At 68.8% G+C, this 19,987-nt stretch carries 17 protein-coding genes and 1 tRNA gene; 8 read left to right on the top strand and 10 right to left on the bottom strand.

The window, feature by feature from the left end:
- The first annotated feature begins 32 nt into the window (after nucleotides 1-32).
- The 6 genes from AN216_RS15330 (at nucleotide 33) to AN216_RS15305 (ending at nucleotide 5,346) form a co-directional block, all read left to right on the top strand.
- A complete protein-coding gene (locus AN216_RS15330; RefSeq protein ID WP_139140929.1) occupies nucleotides 33-794 on the top strand; it encodes a helix-turn-helix domain-containing protein in 762 nt (253 codons plus the stop codon).
- 99 nt (nucleotides 795-893) lie between these two features.
- Nucleotides 894-1,733 (top strand): SDR family oxidoreductase, encoded by an 840-nt coding sequence (locus tag AN216_RS15325; protein ID WP_070197205.1) that lies wholly within the window; start codon nucleotides 894-896, stop codon nucleotides 1,731-1,733.
- Between the two features lie 192 nt (nucleotides 1,734-1,925).
- On the top strand, nucleotides 1,926-2,957 hold the full coding sequence (locus AN216_RS15320; protein ID WP_070197204.1) for an ATP-binding cassette domain-containing protein: 1,032 nt from the start codon (nucleotides 1,926-1,928) through the stop codon (nucleotides 2,955-2,957).
- Nucleotides 2,954-3,787 carry an ABC transporter permease gene (locus tag AN216_RS15315; protein WP_079166609.1) on the top strand — a complete coding sequence of 278 codons (834 nt, stop codon included), beginning with the start codon at nucleotides 2,954-2,956 and terminating at the stop codon, nucleotides 3,785-3,787. The genes AN216_RS15320 and AN216_RS15315 overlap by 4 nt, the downstream gene beginning before the upstream one ends.
- A 5-nt stretch (nucleotides 3,788-3,792) precedes the next feature.
- Nucleotides 3,793-4,596 carry a MerR family transcriptional regulator gene (locus AN216_RS15310; RefSeq protein ID WP_070197203.1) on the top strand — a complete coding sequence of 268 codons (804 nt, stop codon included), beginning with the start codon at nucleotides 3,793-3,795 and terminating at the stop codon, nucleotides 4,594-4,596.
- A 540-nt stretch (nucleotides 4,597-5,136) separates the two neighbouring features.
- Complete coding sequence (locus tag AN216_RS15305) at nucleotides 5,137-5,346, top strand: hypothetical protein (RefSeq protein ID WP_212732706.1); 210 nt, start codon at nucleotides 5,137-5,139, stop codon at nucleotides 5,344-5,346.
- A gap of 131 nt (nucleotides 5,347-5,477) precedes the next feature.
- Here AN216_RS15305 and AN216_RS15300 read toward each other — a convergent pair.
- From AN216_RS15300 to AN216_RS15290, 3 genes are all read right to left on the bottom strand, one after another.
- Nucleotides 5,478-5,550, bottom strand: a tRNA-His gene (locus tag AN216_RS15300).
- Nucleotides 5,551-5,664: 114 nt separating this feature from the next.
- Nucleotides 5,665-6,318: an oligoribonuclease gene (gene orn, locus AN216_RS15295; protein ID WP_070197201.1), complete on the bottom strand. Its 654-nt coding sequence runs from the start codon at nucleotides 6,316-6,318 to the stop codon at nucleotides 5,665-5,667.
- Between the two features lie 250 nt (nucleotides 6,319-6,568).
- Entirely contained in the window at nucleotides 6,569-7,828 is a 1,260-nt protein-coding gene (locus AN216_RS15290; RefSeq protein ID WP_079166608.1) for a GlxA family transcriptional regulator, read from the bottom strand.
- 697 nt (nucleotides 7,829-8,525) lie between these two features.
- Here AN216_RS15290 and AN216_RS15285 point away from each other — a divergent pair.
- Nucleotides 8,526-9,047, top strand: coding sequence for a universal stress protein (locus AN216_RS15285; protein ID WP_070197200.1), 522 nt, complete (start codon nucleotides 8,526-8,528; stop codon nucleotides 9,045-9,047).
- 335 nt (nucleotides 9,048-9,382) lie between these two features.
- Here the strand turns inward: AN216_RS15285 and glmS are convergent, their stop codons facing one another.
- The 7 genes from glmS to AN216_RS15250 form a co-directional block, all read right to left on the bottom strand.
- On the bottom strand, nucleotides 9,383-11,203 hold the full coding sequence (gene glmS / locus AN216_RS15280) for a glutamine--fructose-6-phosphate transaminase (isomerizing) (protein ID WP_070197199.1): 1,821 nt from the start codon (nucleotides 11,201-11,203) through the stop codon (nucleotides 9,383-9,385).
- Between the two features lie 68 nt (nucleotides 11,204-11,271).
- Nucleotides 11,272-11,550: a hypothetical protein gene (locus AN216_RS15275; RefSeq protein ID WP_070197198.1), complete on the bottom strand. Its 279-nt coding sequence runs from the start codon at nucleotides 11,548-11,550 to the stop codon at nucleotides 11,272-11,274.
- 670 nt (nucleotides 11,551-12,220) lie between these two features.
- A complete protein-coding gene (locus tag AN216_RS15270; RefSeq protein ID WP_070197197.1) occupies nucleotides 12,221-13,144 on the bottom strand; it encodes a DUF4429 domain-containing protein in 924 nt (307 codons plus the stop codon).
- Between the two features lie 63 nt (nucleotides 13,145-13,207).
- The gene (locus AN216_RS15265) at nucleotides 13,208-14,371 is read right to left on the bottom strand and encodes an acyl-CoA dehydrogenase family protein (protein ID WP_070197196.1); all 1,164 of its coding nucleotides are present in this window, start codon (nucleotides 14,369-14,371) and stop codon (nucleotides 13,208-13,210) included.
- 5 nt (nucleotides 14,372-14,376) lie between these two features.
- Nucleotides 14,377-15,327 (bottom strand): hydroxymethylglutaryl-CoA lyase, encoded by a 951-nt coding sequence (locus tag AN216_RS15260; protein ID WP_070197195.1) that lies wholly within the window; start codon nucleotides 15,325-15,327, stop codon nucleotides 14,377-14,379.
- Nucleotides 15,320-17,422, bottom strand: a complete 2,103-nt coding sequence (locus AN216_RS15255) for an acetyl/propionyl/methylcrotonyl-CoA carboxylase subunit alpha (RefSeq protein WP_070197323.1) — start codon at nucleotides 17,420-17,422, stop codon at nucleotides 15,320-15,322. The genes AN216_RS15260 and AN216_RS15255 overlap by 8 nt, the downstream gene beginning before the upstream one ends.
- A gap of 11 nt (nucleotides 17,423-17,433) precedes the next feature.
- On the bottom strand, nucleotides 17,434-19,065 hold the full coding sequence (locus AN216_RS15250; protein ID WP_070197194.1) for a carboxyl transferase domain-containing protein: 1,632 nt from the start codon (nucleotides 19,063-19,065) through the stop codon (nucleotides 17,434-17,436).
- Between the two features lie 197 nt (nucleotides 19,066-19,262).
- On the opposite strand from AN216_RS15250, the gene AN216_RS15245 reads away from it, so the two are divergent.
- Nucleotides 19,263-19,928: an SACE_7040 family transcriptional regulator gene (locus AN216_RS15245; RefSeq protein ID WP_107401993.1), complete on the top strand. Its 666-nt coding sequence runs from the start codon at nucleotides 19,263-19,265 to the stop codon at nucleotides 19,926-19,928.
- Nucleotides 19,929-19,987: the final 59 nt, after the last annotated feature.

Below are 19,987 nucleotides of genomic sequence, written 5' to 3'. Positions count from 1 at the left end.
GTGGAGAGTTGCTGCTAGGGGGAAAGCAACGAATGAATCCGAAACCAGCTGCCTGTGTTTCCGGCGACGGGGATGCCGATCTGTTCACAGCTCTGACACATGCCCGTCAGCTGATCGATTCGGCGATGTCCAGCTGCGGAGCCGATCTGATCTACAGCGTTCCGGGATTGGAAGAGAGACGTCGTCTCGTAAGTGAACTCGTGGAGAACGCACAGCAGGATATCAAGTGCGTGGTCGCGTCCGCGTTGTTTCTCGATGAACTCGAGCAGGCGCTCGCGGATCTTGACCTTGGTCACATCGGCAAACATGTGTCGGTATCCGTTATCTGCGAGGTTTCGCTGGCCAACCACGGTATCGTCAACGAGCTTGTGCAAACCTCCGGGCAGGAAGTCCGAGTCGGTACCCGCGATCTGCCGGACATGCTGCTCATCGACGGCCGGTGGGCGCTCGTTCGACTCTCCGCCGCGGATACGGACGCCCTGCACGTTCGGAGCCCGGAGATGGTGAAGCTCTTGCACGCCTTCTACGGGGAGGCGTGGAGGTCTTCGTTGGACCATCGCGTGTATCAGCGGGTATGGCGTGTCTACCAGTGCAAGCAGACGAAACAGATCATAGAGATGTTGGCACAAGGCTATAAGGACGATGTCGCGGCGCGTCAGATCGGGATGTCGGTTCGCACGTACCGTCGGTATGTCGCTGATCTCATGCGGGACGCGAACGCGCGATCCCGCTTTCAGATTGGGGCGTGGGCCGCCCAACTCGGACTGACCGGTGACCTGCAGGACCGGTCGTAACGCTGGCGACCCCGGGAGAGGATGCGCTGATGTTAGTTCGTCCGCTCGCTGGTTCCGTACGGACAGGTCCCCGAACACATCGTGAGGAGAGGAGTGGATATGGCGCGCAAGCAAGGCTGTGTGCAGGGCGGTGACCACGTGATCGTTACCGGAGGCTCCAGCGGAATCGGTTTTGCGATCGCCCAGAAATGCATCTCAAGGGGCGCCGTGGTCTCGCTTCTCGCGCGCGGCGAGGAACGGTTGTCCGCGGCGGCTGAGGAGTTGCGGGCGGCTGGCGGTGAAGTCCACTTCCGCGCGGTGGACGTGACGGTCACTGAGGATGTGGCACAAGCCGTCAAGGATCTCGAGGCCCAGGCGGGGCCATGCCAGCTCCTTGTGAGTTCGGCTGGTCAGGCGCGTCCGGGTCGCTTTCTGGAACTGACCGATGATGTTTTCCGCTCGATGATGGACGTCGACTACTTCGGGACGTTGTGGGCGGTTCGTGCGGTGGCACCCGGAATGGTGGAACGAGGCCGCGGGACCATTGTCACCATCGCCTCGACCGCGGGCCTCGCCGGAGTGTTCGGCTACACGGCGTACGGCTCGGCCAAGTTCGCCGTACGTGGGTTCACGGAGGCATTGCGAATGGAACTGGCGCCGCACGGTGTCCAGGTGACAGGAGTTTTCCCGCCGGATGTGGACACACCGCAGCTCGCGGAGGAGAACAGCTGGAAGCCCGTTGAGACGTCGGCGATCACAGGGGCGATCAAGCCGCTGAAGCCGCAGGCGGTCGCCGATGGAGTGATGCGCGGCCTCGACCGGGGCAGACCGTTGGTCTTCCTGGACAACACCAGTCGAATTCTCGCGACGTGGGGCGGTGCCATGGGTCCGCTGCTTCGACGGTTCATGGACGGCAAGGTGCGGTCCGCACAGCGAACGTCCGGGACAGGTCGCAGCTGACCTGGAGTTCTACGGCATGATGCTGCTGGTGAGGGTGGCCGGTGCATGGCGGACTGAGGTCGCGAGGGAACGCACGGAGAGACGCCGTCTGCCACACGGAAAGCGCCGCGTCGCCTCGAGAACCCGGCCCGATATGTGTGTTCGAGAGAATCGCTTGACGTTGACCCAGCGTCAACCTCGCACGCTGTCGTCATGACAGCTACCACGTCCACGCCCCCGTGCGAGCCGGCGATCCAGGTCGCCGGGCTCGGCAAATCGTTCGACCACAACACGGTGCTGAGGAGCATCGACCTCACTGTCCCGCCCGGGACCGTCTACGCCCTCCTGGGTCCCAACGGCGCCGGAAAGACCACCGTCGTGCGCATCCTGACGACGCTGATCACCGCCGACACGGGAACGGCAACGGTCCTCGGCCACGACGTGGGACGCGATCCCGGCGGCGTTCGTCGCGACATCGGCGTGACCGGCCAGTTCTCGGCGGTGGACGAGCTGCTCACCGGTCGGGAGAACCTCCGACTGATGGCCGACCTCCACCATCTGCCGCGCGAGCGGGGCGGCGCACGTGCCCAGGAGCTCCTTGAGCGCTTCGACCTGGTCGCGGCGGGCGACCGTGGCGCCCAGACCTACTCCGGCGGCATGAAGCGTCGTCTCGACCTTGCCATGACGCTGGTCGGCTCGCCCGAGCTGATCTTCCTGGACGAGCCGACCACCGGCCTCGACCCGCGTAGCCGCCGGGAGTTGTGGAACATCGTGCGGGAGCTGGTCGACGAAGGGGTGACCGTCTTCCTCACCACTCAGTATCTCGACGAGGCCGACGAACTGGCCGACCGCGTCGGCGTGCTCGACGACGGTGGACTGGTCGCCGAAGGCACCTCCACCGAGTTGAAGGGCCGGTTGCCCGGAGGGCGGATCGAGGTGGCGTACGACGACCCGGGCGAGCTCGCCGCGGCGGCGGGCAGCATCGAGGAGGCCACCGCTCACGAGGAGAGGCTGACGCTCAGTGTCCCGCACGACGGCAGTCTCTCCTCCTTGCGGCGGCTGATGGGCCGTCTCGACGATGACGCGGTCACGGGCCTGGAGGTCCACACCCCCGACCTCGACGACGTCTTCCTGGCCCTGACCGGCCACGCCGCCCGGAAAGCCGAGCCCGCGCCGGCGACCCCCGCAAGCCCAGCCCCGGCCCGTGGGGCGCACGCGAGCACGGGGAACGAGGCCGCCCGATGAGCGCCACGACCGCCCCCACCGCCGACTCCGCTTCCGCCCCGGTCAGGCGAGGCGCCCACCCGCTGCGGGACAGCTGGACGATGCTACGTCGCACCCTGCTGCAGATGGTCCGCTACAAGTCATTGACACTGATGCTGATCGGCCAGCCGCTGATTTTCCTGTTCCTGTTCGTCCACGTCTTCGGAGCGACGATGGGAGCCGGGCTCCCCGGCGGCGGCGGACGCGCGGACTACCTGGTCTTCATCCTGCCAGCGATAATGATCATCACCGTTGCCTCGATCGCGCTCAACACCGCGTACATGATCGCCCTCGACATGGAGAAGGGGATCGTCGACCGGTTCCGTACGATGGCGATCGCCCCCTCGGCGGTGCTCACCGGACGGGTGTTCGGAGCCGTCATCCTGACCGTGCTCGCCCAGGTCGTCGTGCTCGCGGTGGCGGTCCTGTTCGGGTACCGCAGCGACGGCTCGATCCTCGCCTGGCTGGGCGTGACCGGCCTGGTGCTGTTGATGACGCTCGCCCTGACCTGGTTCACCGTCGCGCTCGGCCTGTCCGCGCCCAACGCCGAGACGGCGAGCAACACCCCGATGCCGCTGTTGTTCCTTCCGTTCCTCTCCAGCGGTTTCGTGCCCGCCGACTCGCTGCCCACCACGATCCGTTGGTTCGCTGAATATCAGCCGTGCACCTCGGTGATCAACACCCTGCGCGCCTGGACGTCCGGCGCAACGGCTGGTACGGACGCCTGGCTGGCCTTCGGATGGTGCGCCCTGATCACGGCGCTCTGCTTCCTCTGGTCGCGTCGACTGTACGCGAAGGTCCGGGCACACTGAGTCCCATGCTGACGATCAGCCAACTGGCGTCCTACGCCGGCGTCACGGTTCGGGCGGTACGTCACTACCACCAGGTGGGGCTGTTGCCCGAACCCGAACGCGACCGCTCGGGTTACCGGAGCTACGACGCCCAGGCCGTCGTGGAGCTGATCAGAATACGCACGCTGGCCAATGCCGGCGTCCCGCTGGCGCAGGTGCCGGAGCTGCTCGACGCTTCGCCGGAGAAGTTCGGCGAGGCGGTAAGGGAGATCGACAGGCGGCTGGGTTCGGAGATCAGGCGCCTTCAGCGGCACCGTGAGGAGATCGCGGAGCTGGCGGCCGGAGACAGTCTCGCGCTCCCTGAGGAAGCGGTCGCGTACCTCGGGATGCTCCGTGATGTCGGTGTCTGCGAGGAGGTGATCGAGGTGGAGCGGGACGCCTGGATTCTCATCGCGGCGCAGTGGCCCGAGCGGATGGCGGCCTGGATGGCCGACAAACGCCGACAGTTCGACGACCCGCGCATGGTCAGGCTCTACCAGCTTCTGGACCCGGCGGAGATGGCCACCGACGATCCCCGTCTCCATGAGGCCGCCGACCTGCTTGTCGAGTTGACCGAGGAATGGGCAACTCGCCCGCAACCCGACGAGCTGGCCGAGCGGACCATCGTGGGTCTGCTCGACTCCTTCGCCGATCATTTCGCGTCCGTCACCGACCGCCTGCAAGAGCTGCTGAACGAACGCGGCTGGGCCGGCTGGACCCACCTCGAACGCACCCGAGTCCAGCGAGGCCCCGCTGGAGACGTTCGTCCCGCGGACCCACCGGCGACATGACGGTCCGTCTCGCCAACTGCGCGGCTCCGGCACCGACTCAGCGCCTCGCCAGCACCCGAGCACGAACCGGAGCACCCGCCCAGGCTCGCCGAGCCGACGGTCGCCGATCTTGACGTGACTGATGACCGTGACGTCGGATGCGAGGAGAACTCGGCTACGAGAAGCAGCGCCACCCGGGGAGTTCGGCGTGTTCATCACGGAAGAGGACGTTCTCCTCGCCACGGTCCGCGGAACTCCCACCTCGTCATCACCGCACGAGACAGTTCGGGAACACTCCTCGGAGTGGCCCGGACCGTCTCCGATGACGGGCACATCTGCTACGTCCAGGAGGTCGCTGGTCAACCCTGTCCCTCACAGGCAAGGCGTCGGCCGGACTCTGGTTGAACACACACCTTGGTCAACGGTCGTCGGGGGTGGACCCACCCCACGACCCTGCGCCACCACCGAGGGTGAGACAGCGGCATGCGCTTCACAGTCCCGTTCGGCGCCATCGCCGAAAGCCGTTGGTACGCCACTCAGTCGGGACGGCAGGATGCCGGCATGCGCTCTGACGTCACTCCGCGGCGGCTCGATGAGGGTCTGCTTCAGGACCTGCTGGATGTGGCCGTGGCCGAGGCGGAGCCGGATGAGGTGATGCCCACGGTGGCCGGGCCCGCTGGGTGGACCGGCGAGCGTCGGACGGCGTTCTCGCGGTTCCATCAGTCGAGGTCTTTGTCAGCTGAGCCGGTGGAGAGCACCTATACATGCTGAGGTCAACATCCGTGCAGGCAGCTCATGCCTTGGGTGGTGCGGTAGCACCGCGGAGGGCAGGCACTCTCGCTTCAGCCACCGCAAGAGGCCCGTGACTCGCGTTTCCGCAGGTCACGGGCCTCTTTGCGCAGGGTGAATGACGGGACTTGAACCCGCGACTTCCTGGACCACAACCAGGTGCTCTACCAACTGAGCTACATCCACCACGACCGGCGCTTTCCGTCCGGCTGAGAAAGAGTGTACAGGTTCGCCGGAGGTGCTCGCGCACGGGTTTACGCGGGCCATGGAGCCGCGCACGCCGGGCGCGTCCGCTGGCTGTCAGCGCGCGGGCGATTCCGGTTTGGTGGACTCTCGCTCGTCGGGCTCATGCTGGCCGGCCCCTGCGACGTGCTGGGCCGCGATCCGCTTCGCCTCCTCGGAGGTGGGTCCCGGCAGAGGTACGAAAACGGCGTCCCGGTAGTAGCGCAACTCGGCGATGGAGTCGCGGATGTCCGCGAGCGCCCGGTGGTTGCCGTGCTTCTCCGGGCTGTTGAAGTACGCGCGCGGATACCAGCGGCGGGCCAGCTCCTTCACCGAGGAGACGTCCACTATGCGGTAGTGCAGGTGGGTCTCCAGGGTCGGCATGTCCCGGGCCAGGAAACCCCGGTCCGTCCCGACGGAGTTCCCACACAGCGGGGCACGGCCCACCTCGGGGGCGTGCGTGCGGACGTACGACAACACCTGCTCCTCGGCGTCCTCCAGGGTGGTGCCCTGGGCGAGCTCGTCGAGCAGGCCGGAGGCCGTGTGCATCGTACGCACCACCTCGGGCATCGCGGCCAGCGCCGTGTCCGGCGGGCGGATCACCAGATCCACGCCCTCGCCCAGTACGTTCAGGTCAGAGTCGGTGACCAGGGCGGCCACCTCGATGAGCGCGTCGTCCGACAGCGAGAGCCCGGTCATCTCGCAGTCGATCCACACCATGCGATCGTTCATGCCTTTTACCCTACGTCGCTCCGCCCGCGGTGGAACCCGTGCGGTCCGGCCACGGCACCGTGTGGGCAGCCGGCATGGCCCCGAACTCGCCGGATCGCACGGCCACCGAGGCCCCTGGACATCGGGACTCCCAGGACACCCCGGAAGCCGCCCCGAAGTGCCCCGGCGCCCCGTCGAGTCGGTCCGGTCGTGCGGCGGCGCCGCGCTCCCGCGGGTGTCCGGACGATCGGGGCGTCCGGACGACCGGATCTCAGGGCGACGCCCGCCAGCCGCGTCCGCGCTGCTGAGGCAGGCGGGGGCTCCAGGGGTCTGGTTCCGCGAGTCCGCCCGCCGCTGGCCGCTCCACCGCTCCGGTGACCCCGTCCGGCGACTCGTCCCCGGCTGGCGGTGCTTCCGGGGTGCCTTCCCGCTCGGCCGCCGCGGCCGCCGCGGCGGCGGCTTTGCGGGCCTCCGGAATCCGTGCCTCCGCGTCCCCGCCGGTGTCGTCCGGCCGCCGGGCGCGGTAGGCGCTGCGGTACGCGGCCGGAGAGGCGCCCAACTGCCGCCGGAAGTGCCCCCGTAGCGCCACCGGGGAACGGAAACCGCAGCGACCCGCCACCTCGTCCACCGAGTAGTCGGACGTCTCCAGCAGCCGCTGAGCCTGCAACACCCGCTGGGTGATCAGCCATTGCAGCGGGGCGCTGCCGGTAAGCGAGCGGAACCGTCGGTCGAAGGTGCGACGACTCATGTAGGCGCGGGCGGCCAGGGTCTCCACGTCGAACTGTTCGTGCAGGTGCTCCAGGGCCCACGCGACCACCTCGGCCAGCGGGTCGGCGCCGATCTCCTCTGGTAAGGACCGGTCCAGCCCACGGGGCTGGGCGGGCTCCAGGGTGCGCCGAGGCGGCACCACGAGCCGACGCGCCAGCGCTCCCGCGGCCTCGGCGCCGTGGTCCGTACGCACCACGTGCAGGCACAGGTCTATGCCGGCCGCGGTGCCGGCGGAGGTCAGGATGTCACCATCGTCCACGAACAGTTCGCGAGGGTCCACGTGTACGGCCGGATAGCGCTTGGCAAGCGTCGGAGCGTACATCCAGTGCGTGGTGGCGGGACGGCCGTCCAGTAGCCCGGCGGCGGCCAGCACGAACGAGCCGGTGCACAGGCCGATGATCCGAGCGCCCTCCTGGTGCGCCCGACGCAGTGCCTCGAGGGCCGCCGGTGGAGGCGCGTGAGTGATCGAGCGCCAGGCCGGCACCACCACGGTCCCGGCCCGGGAGAGCGCCTCCAGCCCGTGTGGTGCGGAAAGCTCCAGACCGCCGGTGGTGCGCAACGGGTCGTCCTCTCCCGCGCACACCAGCAGGCGATAGCGGGGGACACCTGCGTCCTGCCGGTCGATGCCGAATACGGAGAGCGGTATGGAACTCTCGAAGATGGGTCCGCCACTGAACAGCAACACGGCGACGATCTCGCGCCGGCGGCGCACAGCCAACTTGCGGGTGGTCGGCGCCGGACCGTTCGTGGAGTCCTGGCTCATTGGACCTAAGCCCCCTCAATCGCGTCCTTCGGTCCTGCACTATTCCCCCGGCGGCGGTAGCCAAGATCGAATCTACTGGGTCCGGCGAGGCCGCAGTGACAACTTCGGCTCTCGACGTTTTGTCGACAAGGCAACTTGGCGTAAAGCATTCGATCACGAAGCGTTCCACTCGGCGGCCCGGTTGTGTAGTGCGCGTCCGCCGAACACCCCGCCTTCGTAGGGTGCGCCGCTCGGATTCACTCCTTTCCTGCCTGGTGACGAGGGGTGTGCGCGGGGTGCGAGCAGGCGCTTAGCGCGGCCCGTAAGTTGGCCGAAAAACGAGGGGCTGAGCTGGCTGGTAGCCGCCAGCACGGGACCGGTCGCGCTCCCAGGTCGGGTGGGGCCCTTGAGCACCGGCCATGCGTCGGCAGCCTCCCGTTATGGGGTGTATGCCGGCGTCCTGGGGTGTCCCCTACGGGGCGCCCGCCGGGGTGTAAGGAGCGTGACCGTGGATTGCGCCACGCGTCCTGTTCCGGCATGCTCCGGGGTCAGCGCACGCCCGGTGGCCGTTGCCCGACAGTTCCGGGAGAGGGGGAGTGTCGCCGTATTCTTGGGGTAGAGGGCTGGAAACCAAGAATCCCGTACCCGCTCGTTACGATGTCGCCTCACCCGTCAACCGCCGTTCCCTCCGCAAGAGGACTCCCTGCGCCGAGACACCATGGCTGGACACGAGATCCCCGAACCCGCGGACCGCAGTCAGGTCGCCGACTCAGCGGCCACACCTGATGTGGAGGAAAGCGCGCGCCATTCCTGTGATCCGGCGTTCAAGCACGGCGTGGTGGTGGGGTTCGACGGCTCGACCTCCAGCGAACGCGCCCTCGCGTACGCCATCGGCATGAGCCGGCGCACGGACTCCGGACTGATCATCGTGCATGTGGCCAACCGCCTGCCGACGACCGTGTGGGCGGGCTGTGAGCCACCGGTGTTCGTCGACGTGCCGGACCATCGGACCGAGGTGCTGGGTCTCGAACTCGCCTGCGCGGACCACCTCTCGGAGGTGCCGTGGATTCTGGTCGAGCGAGGCGGCGACATCTGCCACGAGTTGGAGGAGGTCGGCCAGGAGTACGAGGCCGACGCAATCGTGGTCGGCTCGACCCACGGGCTCGTCGGCCGCCTTTTCGGCTCGGTCGCCGGGCGGTTGGCCCGGCGAGCGCAACGTCCGGTCGTCGTGGTGCCGTGAGCACGAGCGCGTGAGTGCGCGGATGTTCCGGTCGTCATCCGGTTCGTGTCCCTGAGGTCGAGTGCTCCAAATCGACGTTCCCGGTGGATTGTTCGCTTGTGCCGGTCCTGTTGCGGGCATATAGGAGACAGCGCGCTGTCAACCGGGAGGTGACGGTCCCGGGATGGCAGCTCACCCGCCGACGTCATGGGCAACGTCGGCCTCGGGAGGCGGACTCCCGCGCGGTTGGTGGCCCGCGCGGGAGTTTGCCGCCCCGCCACCCGTCAGCGCGCTCGCTGCTCGTCCGCGCGGGTTCCCCGCTCTCGTACGGCACCTCGTACGGCGCGCGTGAGCGACTATTCCACGGTGACGGACTTGGCCAGGTTGCGCGGCTTGTCGATGTCGCGGCCGAGGGACAGCGCCGTGTGGTAGGCGAGCAGTTGCAGCGGGATGCCCAGCAGGATGGGGTCCAACTCCGGTTCGTTCCGCGGCACGACGATGGTGTGGTCCGCCTTCTGCTGTTCCTGGTGCGCGACGGCCAGGATGCTGCCCTGCCGTGCCTTGATCTCCTCCAGGGTGGCGCTGTTCTTGTCCAGCAGGTCGTCGTCCGGCATGATCGCCACCGTCGGCACCGCGGGCTCGATCAGCGCCAATGGTCCGTGCTTCAGCTCCGAGGCCGGATACGCCTCCGCGTGGATGTACGACACCTCCTTGAGCTTCAGGGACGCCTCCCGCGCCACCGGATAGCCTCGGACCCGGCCGACGAACAGCATGCTGCGGGCCGACGCGTAGTCCGCCGCCAGCTTCTCGATCGCCGCCTCGTTCCGCAGCACCTCGGTGATCTGCGCCGGCAGTCGACGCAGCCCGGCGATGATCCGCTTGCCGTCCGCCACCGACAGGTCCCGGATTCGCCCCAGGTGCAGAGCGAGCAGGCCGAGGGCCACCGCGGTGTTGGTGAAGCACTTGGTGGAGACGACACAGACCTCCGGGCCGGCGTGGACGTACACGCCGCCGTCGGTCTCCCGGGCGATGGCCGAGCCCACGACGTTCACCACGCCGAGCACCCGGGCACCCTTGCGCTTCAGCTCCTGGACGGCTGCCAGCGTGTCGTACGTCTCGCCGGACTGGCTGACCGCGAGGTAGAGGGTGTCCGGGTCGACGACGGGATTGCGGTAGCGGAACTCGCTCGCCGGCTCGGCGTCGGCCGGCATCCGCGCCAGCTCCTCGATCAGCTGTGCCCCGATCATCCCGGCGTGGTAGGCCGAACCGCAGCCGAGGATCTTCACCCGGCGGACTCCGCGCGCCGCACGCGCGTCGAGGTTGAGACCGCCGAGATGGACGGTCGCGAAGCGGTCGTCGATTCGACCGCGCAGCACCCGGTCGACGGCGTCGGCCTGTTCGGCGATCTCCTTGTGCATATAGGTGTCGTGGCCGCCCATGTCGTACGACTCGGCCGCCCATTCCACCGTCTCGGGGGTCGTCGAGGTGCGCGAACCCTCGGTGGTGTACGTACGGTAGTCGTCGGCCTTGATGGTGGCCATCTCCCCGTCGTCCAGGGTGACCACCTGGCGGGTGTGCGAGACGAGCGCGGCCACGTCGGAGGCGACGAACATCTCGCGCTCGCCGATTCCCAGGACGACCGGCGAGCCGTTGCGGGCGACGACGATCCGGTCCGGGAAGTCCGCGTGCAGCACCGCGATGCCGTAGGTGCCCTCGACGCGACTGAGGGCCTTCTGGACGGCGCCCTCGAGGGTGTGCTGGTCCTGGTGCGCGTCGGCGATGAGGTGGGCCAGCACCTCGGTGTCCGTCTCCGAGGCGAGCGCGACGCCCTCGGCCTCGAGCGCGGCGCGGAGCGCGGCGGCGTTGTCGATGATGCCGTTGTGTACGACGGCGACCTTGCCGGTCGGGTCGACGTGCGGGTGCGCGTTGGCGTCGCTCGGCACTCCGTGGGTGGCCCAGCGGGTGTGCGCGATGCCCGCGGTGCCGGCGAACCGCTTGGGCAGACGGGACTCCAGCTCCCGTACGCGGCCCTTGGCCTTGGCCGTGCGCAACCCACCGGTGCGACTCTGGACGGCGATGCCCGCCGAGTCGTAGCCCCGGTACTCCAGGCGTTGGAGTCCTTCCAGGAGCAGCGGGGCGGTGTCCCGCTTCCCGATGTATCCGACGATTCCGCACATGCGCTTCTCCTCGGCAGTGGTCGATGGGGCCGGGCGGGCCGGCGCGGCGCGCCGACTCCCGCGGCTGTTCAGCCGTAGACGATGCGGCGCAGCTGTCGCAGGGACAGCTGCGCCGGAGCCACGGCACGGTGTGGCAGCTCGGTGGAGATCCGTTCGAAGATCTCCGTGTTCCGGAACCCGCCCGAACGCAGCTCGCGGTGGCGACGGCGTACGAACTCCTCCGTGGTCTCGTCGAAGTACGCCAGCACGTCCAGCACCACCCGGTTCGCCTCGCCGCGTGCCAGGGCGGTGGTGCGTACCAGGTGGTCGATCAGGTCGTCGTGTGTCGGGGGTCGGCTGTCGAGCACCCGTTGATACTGCGGGGGTGCTGCTGGTTTCGCAAGAAATCTGCCCGGAATCGGGCAGATACCTCTCGTGTCGGAGGGGTCGGGCTCGCGTCTCTGGGTCGCGCCCGAACTGTCCGCGAACGGTGTTGTGGATTGTCACCAGCTCGTTGAGGCCGATTCGGTGACGGGGCGCTGTGGCGCGGTCCCGGGGCAGGTCACGGGCAGCACCGCAGGTCGCGGAGGCGGCGCGGAAGCGCACCCGACTGGTGCTCTCCCCAGCCAACCGGGCCTTTCCGGGCATGAAGCACAGTCAGGTTATTCCGTACGGGCTGAGCTGCTCCGGCTTCGTCGAGGTGCGGCACCCGTACGACTCGGGCCGGCACGTACGTGAACGGTACGCCGGCCCGACTCGCTGCTTGGGAGGGAAGCGTCGATGACCGAGGCGGTGGAGACCGATGGCCAGCCGGGGTTCGAGGCCTTCCTGAGGCTGCCCGGCATCGCCGACCTGGGCTGGTCGAGCGCTGCGTCGCACGACTGGTAGGACTACCGGGAGCGGCTCGGGGGAGCAGGATCCCCGGTTTCGGGCGGGCGCATGGGCGCGCGGCTTACGGCCGCTCGGTCAGCCATGACCGGCTTGTGGCTGATGCCATCCAAGCGTCCTGGTGGGCACAGCGCAGTCGTGTTCCGGCGGTCAGAAGCGGTCCAGGATGGCCTTCTTCGCCGTCGCGAACTCGTCGTCGGTCAGTACGCCGCTTTGGTGCAACTCGCCCAGTTCTCGGAGGCGGCGCAGCAGGCCGTCGTGGTCAGGCGCGTCCTTGTTCGGGGTGGCGGTCGAGGGTGCCCCGTCCGCCGTCTGGGGAGCACCGGCTGCCGACGGCGCGATCGCGGGGGCGTTCTCGTCCGCGCTGGCGGGGTGCGGCAGGCGCACCGTCACGGCGGCGGCGAGCAGCACCGCGCCGGAGGTTTCCCGTGCCTGCCGGATACCCCACAGGGTCAGGGAGTTGGGGTCGTGTTCCGGCTTGATCGTGGCGTGCGGTCCCTTCGGGCGAAAACGCAGATTGCCGTTCTCCCAGCCGACCGAGGGGGTCCATTCCACCCCGGACAGCTCCTCGATGGCCAGGGAGCGCGGGCCGGCGTAGGACTTGCTCTCCTCGGCCATCCAGTTCCACTCGAGATGGACCCGCTCCCCGTCGAAGGTAGCCGTCCCGTCAGAGCAGGCCGCCGTGAGGGGGATGGACGGGCCGGGGAGAAGAAAGCGGTCACAGGGTGTGCCGGGCACCTGCTCCAAGAGCAGGGCGTTGCGGACCTCCTCCACCAGGTACTCGGCGACACCGGATCGGTCGCTCTCCACCGTCAACTGGTACGGGTCCGCGCTGTCCGGCAGCCGGCCGTTCGCCACCTGGGCGAGTGGGTCGGCCCCCGTACGCAGCCGCAAGCGCAGTCTTCCGCTCTTGCGGCCGGCCTCGTACGCGATGCCGGCCACGGCCTCCAACGGCACCGCGACCTCACCCAGCGTCTTCCGGAGAGTGTGCACGCCCTTTCCGCTGCCTGGCACGATGCGCAGGGTTTCCCGGTCGAACGTCCAGCTGCCCGTGGGTTGGAGGATTTCGGCCATGGAGTCAGTATCTCAGCACGGCTGCCAAGGCAGAGGGGCGTCCTGGCGTAGAAGTAGGGGCACTCAGCTCACGCCGAGTTCGCGCGCGATCAGCATGCGTTGCACCTCACTCGTGCCCTCGCCGATTTCCAGGATCTTCGAGTCCCGCCACATCCGGGCCACCGGATACTCGTTCATGAAGCCATAACCACCGTGGATCTGCGTCGCCTCACGGGCATTGGTCACCGCGCTCTCGGAGGAGTACAGCTTGGCGAGTGCCGCCTGCTTCTTGAAAGGCTCACCCGCCAACAGCCGGGAGGCGGCGTCTCGCCAGGAGATACGGGAGGTGTGCGCCCGCATCTCCATGTCGGCGAGCTTGAACTGAATGGCCTGATTGGCGCCGATCGGCTTGCCGAACGCGGTACGGGTGCGGGCGTAGCGCACGGACTCGTCGACACAGCCCTGTGCCAGTCCGGTGGCGAGAGCCGAGATCGCGATCCGACCCTCGTCGAGGATGCGCAGGAACTGGGCATAGCCACGACCCTCGTCACCCAGGAGGTTCGCCCCCGGCACACGAACATCCGAGAAAGCCAGCTCACGAGTGTCCGAGGCGTTCCATCCGACCTTCGAATAGGGGGCTGCGACGCTGAATCCGGGAGTGCCGGCGGGAACGATGATCGTGGAGATGGCGGGGGAACCGTCGTCCTTGCGGCCGGTGACCGCCGTGACGGTGACCAGACCGGTGATGTCCGTACCGGAGTTGGTGATGAAGCACTTGGAGCCGTTGATCACCCACTCCCCGGTCCGCTCGTCACGCACCGCCGTGGTTCGCGTGCCGCTCGCGTCCGAACCACACTCCGGCTCCGTCAGTCCGAAGGCTCCCAAGAGTTCTCCAGAACACAGCTTGGGCAGCCACTCGCGCCGTTGTTCCGCGGTGCCGAAGCGGTACACGGGCATCGCACCGAGGGAAACCCCGGCCTCCAGCGTGATGGCGACCGAGGAGTCGACTCGGGCCAGTTCCTCCAAGGCGAGTCCGAGTGCGAGGTAGTCGCCTCCCATTCCGCCGTACTCCTCCGGGAACGGCAGGCCGAACAACCCCATCTCGCCCATTTGGCGGACGATGTCGTAGGGAAACTCGTGGCGTTCGTAGAACTCGCCGATCTTCGGAGCCACGACATCGTGTGCGAACTCCTCCACCGTGCGGCGGAGTTCCTCGTGCTCGCTGGTGAGGCGGTGGTCCAGGGACATACGGGTCACTCCTTGTGGGAGAGGGCACGGACGGTACGGGAGGGGCTGGGGCGGCCCAGCCGTTCGGCCATCCAGACGCTGGTGGCGGTGAGTTGACCGAGGTCGACTCCGGTTTCGATGCCGAGCCCGTGCAACATCCACACGAGGTCTTCGGTGGCGAGGTTGCCGGTGGCGCTCTTGGCGTACGGACAGCCGCCTAGTCCGCCGGCGGAAGCGTCCACCGTGCTGACGCCGTGCCGCAGGGCGGCGAGCGTGTTGGCGAGCGCCTGACCGTAGGTGTCGTGGAAGTGCACGGCGAGTCTTTCGGGGGGCACGCCCTCCTCACCGAGAGCATGGAGCAGCGCGTCGACGTGACCCGGCGTCGCGACTCCTATGGTGTCCCCGAGGCTCAGTTCGTCGACACCCAGGTCGAGTAGTCGTCGGGATACCCGGACCACCTGTTCGAGAGCCACCGGGCCCTCCCACGGGTCACCGAAGCACATCGAGAGATAGCCTCGGACCTCCGTGTTCGCTTCCTTGGCCCGACCCACCACCGGCTCGAACATGGCGAGCGACTCTTCCACGGTGCGATTCAGGTTGGCCTTGGCGAAGGATTCGGTGGCGCTCCCGAACACGGCGACAGTGCCAGCACCCAGGGCCAACGCCCGATCCAGGCCACGGGCGTTGGGCACGAGCACGGGCAGTCGGATCCCGTCCAGTCCGGTGAGCCTGGGATACAGCTCCTCGGCGTCGGCCAGCTGCGGGACCCACCTGGGATGGACGAAGCTGGTGGCCTCGATGGTGCGGAGGCCGGCCCCGGCCAGCCGGTGGACGAACTCGGCCTTCACCTCGACGGGAACGACCGTCTGTTCGTTCTGCAGTCCGTCGCGTGGGCCCACTTCGTGGATGCGGACCGCGGAGGGCAGGCCCCGCGCGGGCACCGTCATGGGCAGGCCGTGGCCCGGGCCGTCAGTCATCACGTACCTCCTGCTGTGGCTCCACCACGGCCAGCACCTGGTCCATCGCCACAGCACTGCCGGTGCGGACGTCCAGCTCGGTGACCGTGCCGTCATAAGGAGCGGTGATGACGTGTTCCATCTTCATCGCCTCGACTATCAGCAGGCTCTGACCAGACACGACCGCGTCCCCGGCAGCCGCCTTGACCACGGTGACCGTGCCCGGCATCGGCGCGGTGAGGGCGTCCGCGCCGTGCGCACCGGCCCGGCCGCTGAGCGCTGCCCGTACGGGATCGTGGTCCAGCACCTGCCAGGCTTCGCCCTCCCGACTGAGCCAACGGGCCGTGTCCGCGTACACCTGCGTGAAGTGGTGGTCGACGCCCTGCAAGGTGAGGCGTACCTCGCCGGACACCGGCCGCGTCCGTGGCGCCTCCGGGCCGGAGCCCGCGCCCCGCGGCCCGGAAAGCGTCGCTTCGCTGGGCGACACCGCGTCGTCGACGCGGACCTCCGCGCTTCGAGCGTCACCGCGCACTCGTACGACGACGGGCTCGTGTCCTGGCACGCGCAGGTGGTGCACGGTCCACGCCGCCTCGCCACCCAGTCGCCATCCGCTGGGTTCCGAGAAGGGGTCGCGCCATGCCCCGGCCCCCTCCGCCGGTGCGGGCACGAGCTCCGCCTGCCGGAGGAGGGCGGCGGTGGCGTACACCTCGTCTGGTACGGCCGTCTCCACCAGCGTGTGCGCGTCCCGGTCCACCAGCCCGGTGTCGAGGTCGCCGGAGCGCACGGACGGATGGGTGAGCAGGCGGCGCAGAAACCCGGCATTGGTCTCCACTCCAAGTACGACCGTCTCCGCGAGTGCGGAGCGCAACCGGCGCAGTGCTGACTGCCGATTGGCGCCGTGCGCGATCACCTTGGCGAGCAGGGGGTCGTACGCCGTCCCGACCTCCGTGCCCTGGGCCAGTCCGGAGTCCGTGCGGACATCGGGCTTCCGCGCCTCACGCAGCAGATGGACGGTGCCGGCCGAAGGCAGGAAGTCCACCCTGTCCGTGCCGACTCGGGCCGTCTCCGCGCAGAGGCGTGCCTCGATGGCGTGGCCGTCGAGGGTGATGTCGTCCTGGGAGTACGGCAGTCGCTCGCCCGCCGCCGTGCGGAGCTGCCACTCCACCAGGTCGATTCCGGTGATCATCTCGGTCACCGGGTGCTCGACCTGGAGCCGGGTGTTCATCTCCATGAAGTAGTACGGACGCAAGGCCCCGTCCCCGGCGGGAGCCTCCCCGCCCGGCACGATGAACTCCACGGTGCCCGCTCCGCGGTAACCACACGAGCGCGCGGCGTTCACCGCGGCGGCGCCCATCGCCGCGCGGGTGTCGGCGTCCAACAGCGGACTGGGCGCCTCCTCGATGATCTTCTGGTGCCGGCGCTGTAGGGAACACTCCCGCTCCCCGAGGTGCACGACATTGCCCCACTCGTCGGCCAGTACCTGGATCTCGATATGCCGGGGACGGTCGATCCAGCGTTCCACCAGCAGCGTGTCGTCGCCGAAGGAGCCACGGGCCTCCCGACGAGCCGCAGCGATCTCCTCGGCCAGCAGTGCCGTGTCCCGGACCAGCCGCATACCCTTGCCGCCTCCGCCCGCGGAGGGCTTCAGCAGCACGGGCATGCCGATGTCGCGGGCGGCCGCGGCGAGTTCGGCGTCGGTCAGCCCGCTGCCGGAGGAGCCGGGCACCACCGGCACGTCCGCGGCCCGCACCGTCTCCTTCGCGCGGATCTTGTCCCCCATCAGTTCGATGGCCTCCGGCGGCGGGCCGATGAAGGAGACTCCCGCGTCCGCACAGGCACGGGCGAAGTCGGCGTTCTCCGCGAGGAAGCCGTAGCCGGGGTGTACCGCTTGGGCGTCGGTGCGTCGAGCTGCGGCGAGCAGACGCTCCGCGGAGAGGTAGCTCTCGGCGGCGGAGACCGGTCCGATCCGCACCGCGGTGTCCGCCTCCCGCACATGCCGGGCGTCCGCGTCCGCGTCGCTGTACACGGCGACGGACCGGATTCCTGACGCGCGGAGCGCGCGGATGACCCGGACCGCGATCTCACCACGGTTTGCCACCAGTACGGTGTCGAACATCGTCATCCCTCTCACATCCGGAAGACGCCGTAGTTGGGTACCGCCGGGTCCTTCTGCGGCAGTGGGGCGTTCGCGCAGGCCGTCAACGCGAGACCCAGGACCGTACGAGTCTCCAGCGGGTCGATCACGCCGTCGTCCCACAGCCGAGCCGTGGCGTAGTAGGCGTTTCCCTGCTCGTCGTACTGTGCGCGGACGGGTGCCCGGAAGGCGTCCTCGTCCGCCTGACTCCATTCCTCGCCGCGCGCCTCCAACTGGTCGCGCTTGACCGTGGCCAGCACGGAGGCGGCCTGCTCCCCACCCATCACGGAGATCTTGGCGTTCGGCCACATCCACAGGAAGCGGGGGTCGTAGGCTCGTCCGCACATGGAGTAGTTCCCAGCGCCGTACGAACCACCGATGACCACGGTGAGTTTGGGAACCCTGGTGCAGGCGACGGCGGTCACCATCTTGGCACCGTGCTTGGCGATGCCCCCGGCCTCGTAGTCCTTCCCGACCATGAAGCCGGAGATGTTCTGCAGGAAGAGCAGGGGGATCCCACGCTGGTCGCACAGCTCGATGAAGTGCGCGCCCTTCTGGGCCGATTCGGCGAACAGGATGCCGTTGTTCGCCACGATGCCGACCGGGTGACCGTGGATGTGCGCGAACCCGGTGACCAGCGTGGTGCCGTACTCCGTCTTGAACTCCTGGAAGCACGAGCCGTCGACCACCCGCGCGATCACCTCCCGCACGTCGTACGGAGTGCGGGAGTCGACCGGGACGGCGGCGTACAACTCCGCCGGGTCGACGACGGGCTCGGCCACGGGGCGGACGCGCCAGGGCAGTACGGAACGCTCGGGCAGGGTGTCCACGATGTGCCGGACGATGCGCAGGGCGTGCGCGTCGTCCTCCGCGAGGTGGTCCGTCACACCGGAGACGCGCGAGTGCACCTCGCCCCCGCCCAGTTCCTCCGCGGTCACGACCTCACCCGTCGCGGCCTTCACCAGCGGCGGCCCACCGAGGAAGATGGTGCCCTGCTCGCGGACGATGACCGCTTCGTCGCTCATCGCGGGGACGTACGCGCCTCCAGCGGTGCAGGAGCCGAGGACCGCCGCGATCTGCGGCACGCCGGCGCCGGACATCCGCGCCTGGTTGTAGAAGATCCGACCGAAGTGCTCGCGGTCCGGGAACACCTCGTCCTGCATCGGCAGGAACGCGCCTCCGGAGTCCACCAGGTACACGCACGGCAGGCGGTTCTCCAGGGCCACTTCCTGCGCTCGTAGATGCTTCTTGACCGTCATCGGGTAGTACGTGCCGCCCTTGACCGTGGCGTCGTTGGCCACGATCATCACCTCGCGGCCACAGATCCGGCCGATTCCGGCGATCACACCGGCGGCGGGAGCCGCGTCGTCGTACAGACCGTCCGCGGCCAGTGGTGCGAGCTCCAGGAACGGAGAGCCCGGGTCCAGCAGGGCGTCCACGCGGTCCCGGGGGAGCAGCTTGCCGCGCGCGGTGTGTCGCTCGCGAGCCCTCGCCCCGCCGCCCGCCCGGGCCGCGGCCAGCTTCTCGCGGAGTCTCGCCGCGAGTTCACGGTGTGCCGCGTCGTTCGTCCTGCCGGACTCGGACGCCGCGTCGACGCTGCTGGTGAGCGTCGTTGCCTCCTGCATCCGCTGGGCCCCCTTGCTTCTGCCGCGGGTGAGTGTGCGCCTGCTCTGTGCGTACGTGCTCCATGTGTGCGCCTGCTGTGAGTGTCGCCGGTCCACTCGCCCGTCGGGCCGTCGACGGGCCGACCAGTCGACCCGAAGAGCGTTAGTAACCGTTAACTCCACATGAAGGTTAACGAGCATTAACTCGGCTGTCTAGAATGGGTGCCATGAGCACCGATACGGCCCCTCCCACCCGCCGTGAGCAGATCCTGCGTGAGGCTGCCCGGCTGTTCGCCGAGCGGGGTTTCCACGGCGTCGGGGTCGACGAGATAGGGGCGGCGGTCGGCATCAGCGGCCCGGGGCTCTACCGGCACTTCGCGGGCAAGGACGCCATGCTCGCCGAACTGCTGGTGGGAATCAGCGAGCGGCTGCACGAGGGCGGTCGGATGCGGATCGAGGAGTCGGCCGCGGCCGGACTGGCGCCCGAGGCGACGCTGGCCGCCCTGGTGGACGGGCACATCGACTTCGCCCTGGACGACCGCTCCCTCATCACGCTGCACGATCGGGAGCTGGACCGGCTGCGGGCCGCTGACCGCCGGCAGGTGCGCAAGCTGCAGCGGCAGTACGTCGAGCTGTGGGTGGCCGCCGTGCGTGACGTCTACCCGGGCCTGACCGTGCTGGAGGCCCGGGTGTCCGTGCACACCGTCTTCGGGCTGCTCAACTCCACTCCGCATCTCGACGGCCCCGCTCGACTGCCGGACCGCCACGCCACGGCCGCCCTGCTGCATCGCCTGGCCCGCGGTGCGCTGGCGGCGGCCGGCGGAAGCGCGGGGCGCGAAGGAACGATGGCGGGCGGCGCGGGCGTCCGAGCGGCAGGCGACTGAGCGGCCGGCGCTGCGTTCGTCCCTGGGCGGTGCCGGCGTGCCCTGGAGCGTGCCAGCGC

This window comes from Streptomyces oceani (assembly GCF_001751245.1).
Lineage (GTDB): Bacteria > Actinomycetota > Actinomycetes > Streptomycetales > Streptomycetaceae > Streptomyces > Streptomyces oceani.
The sequence above is the reverse complement of the archived record's forward strand: the minus strand, read 5'-3'. Positions and strand labels throughout refer to the sequence as shown.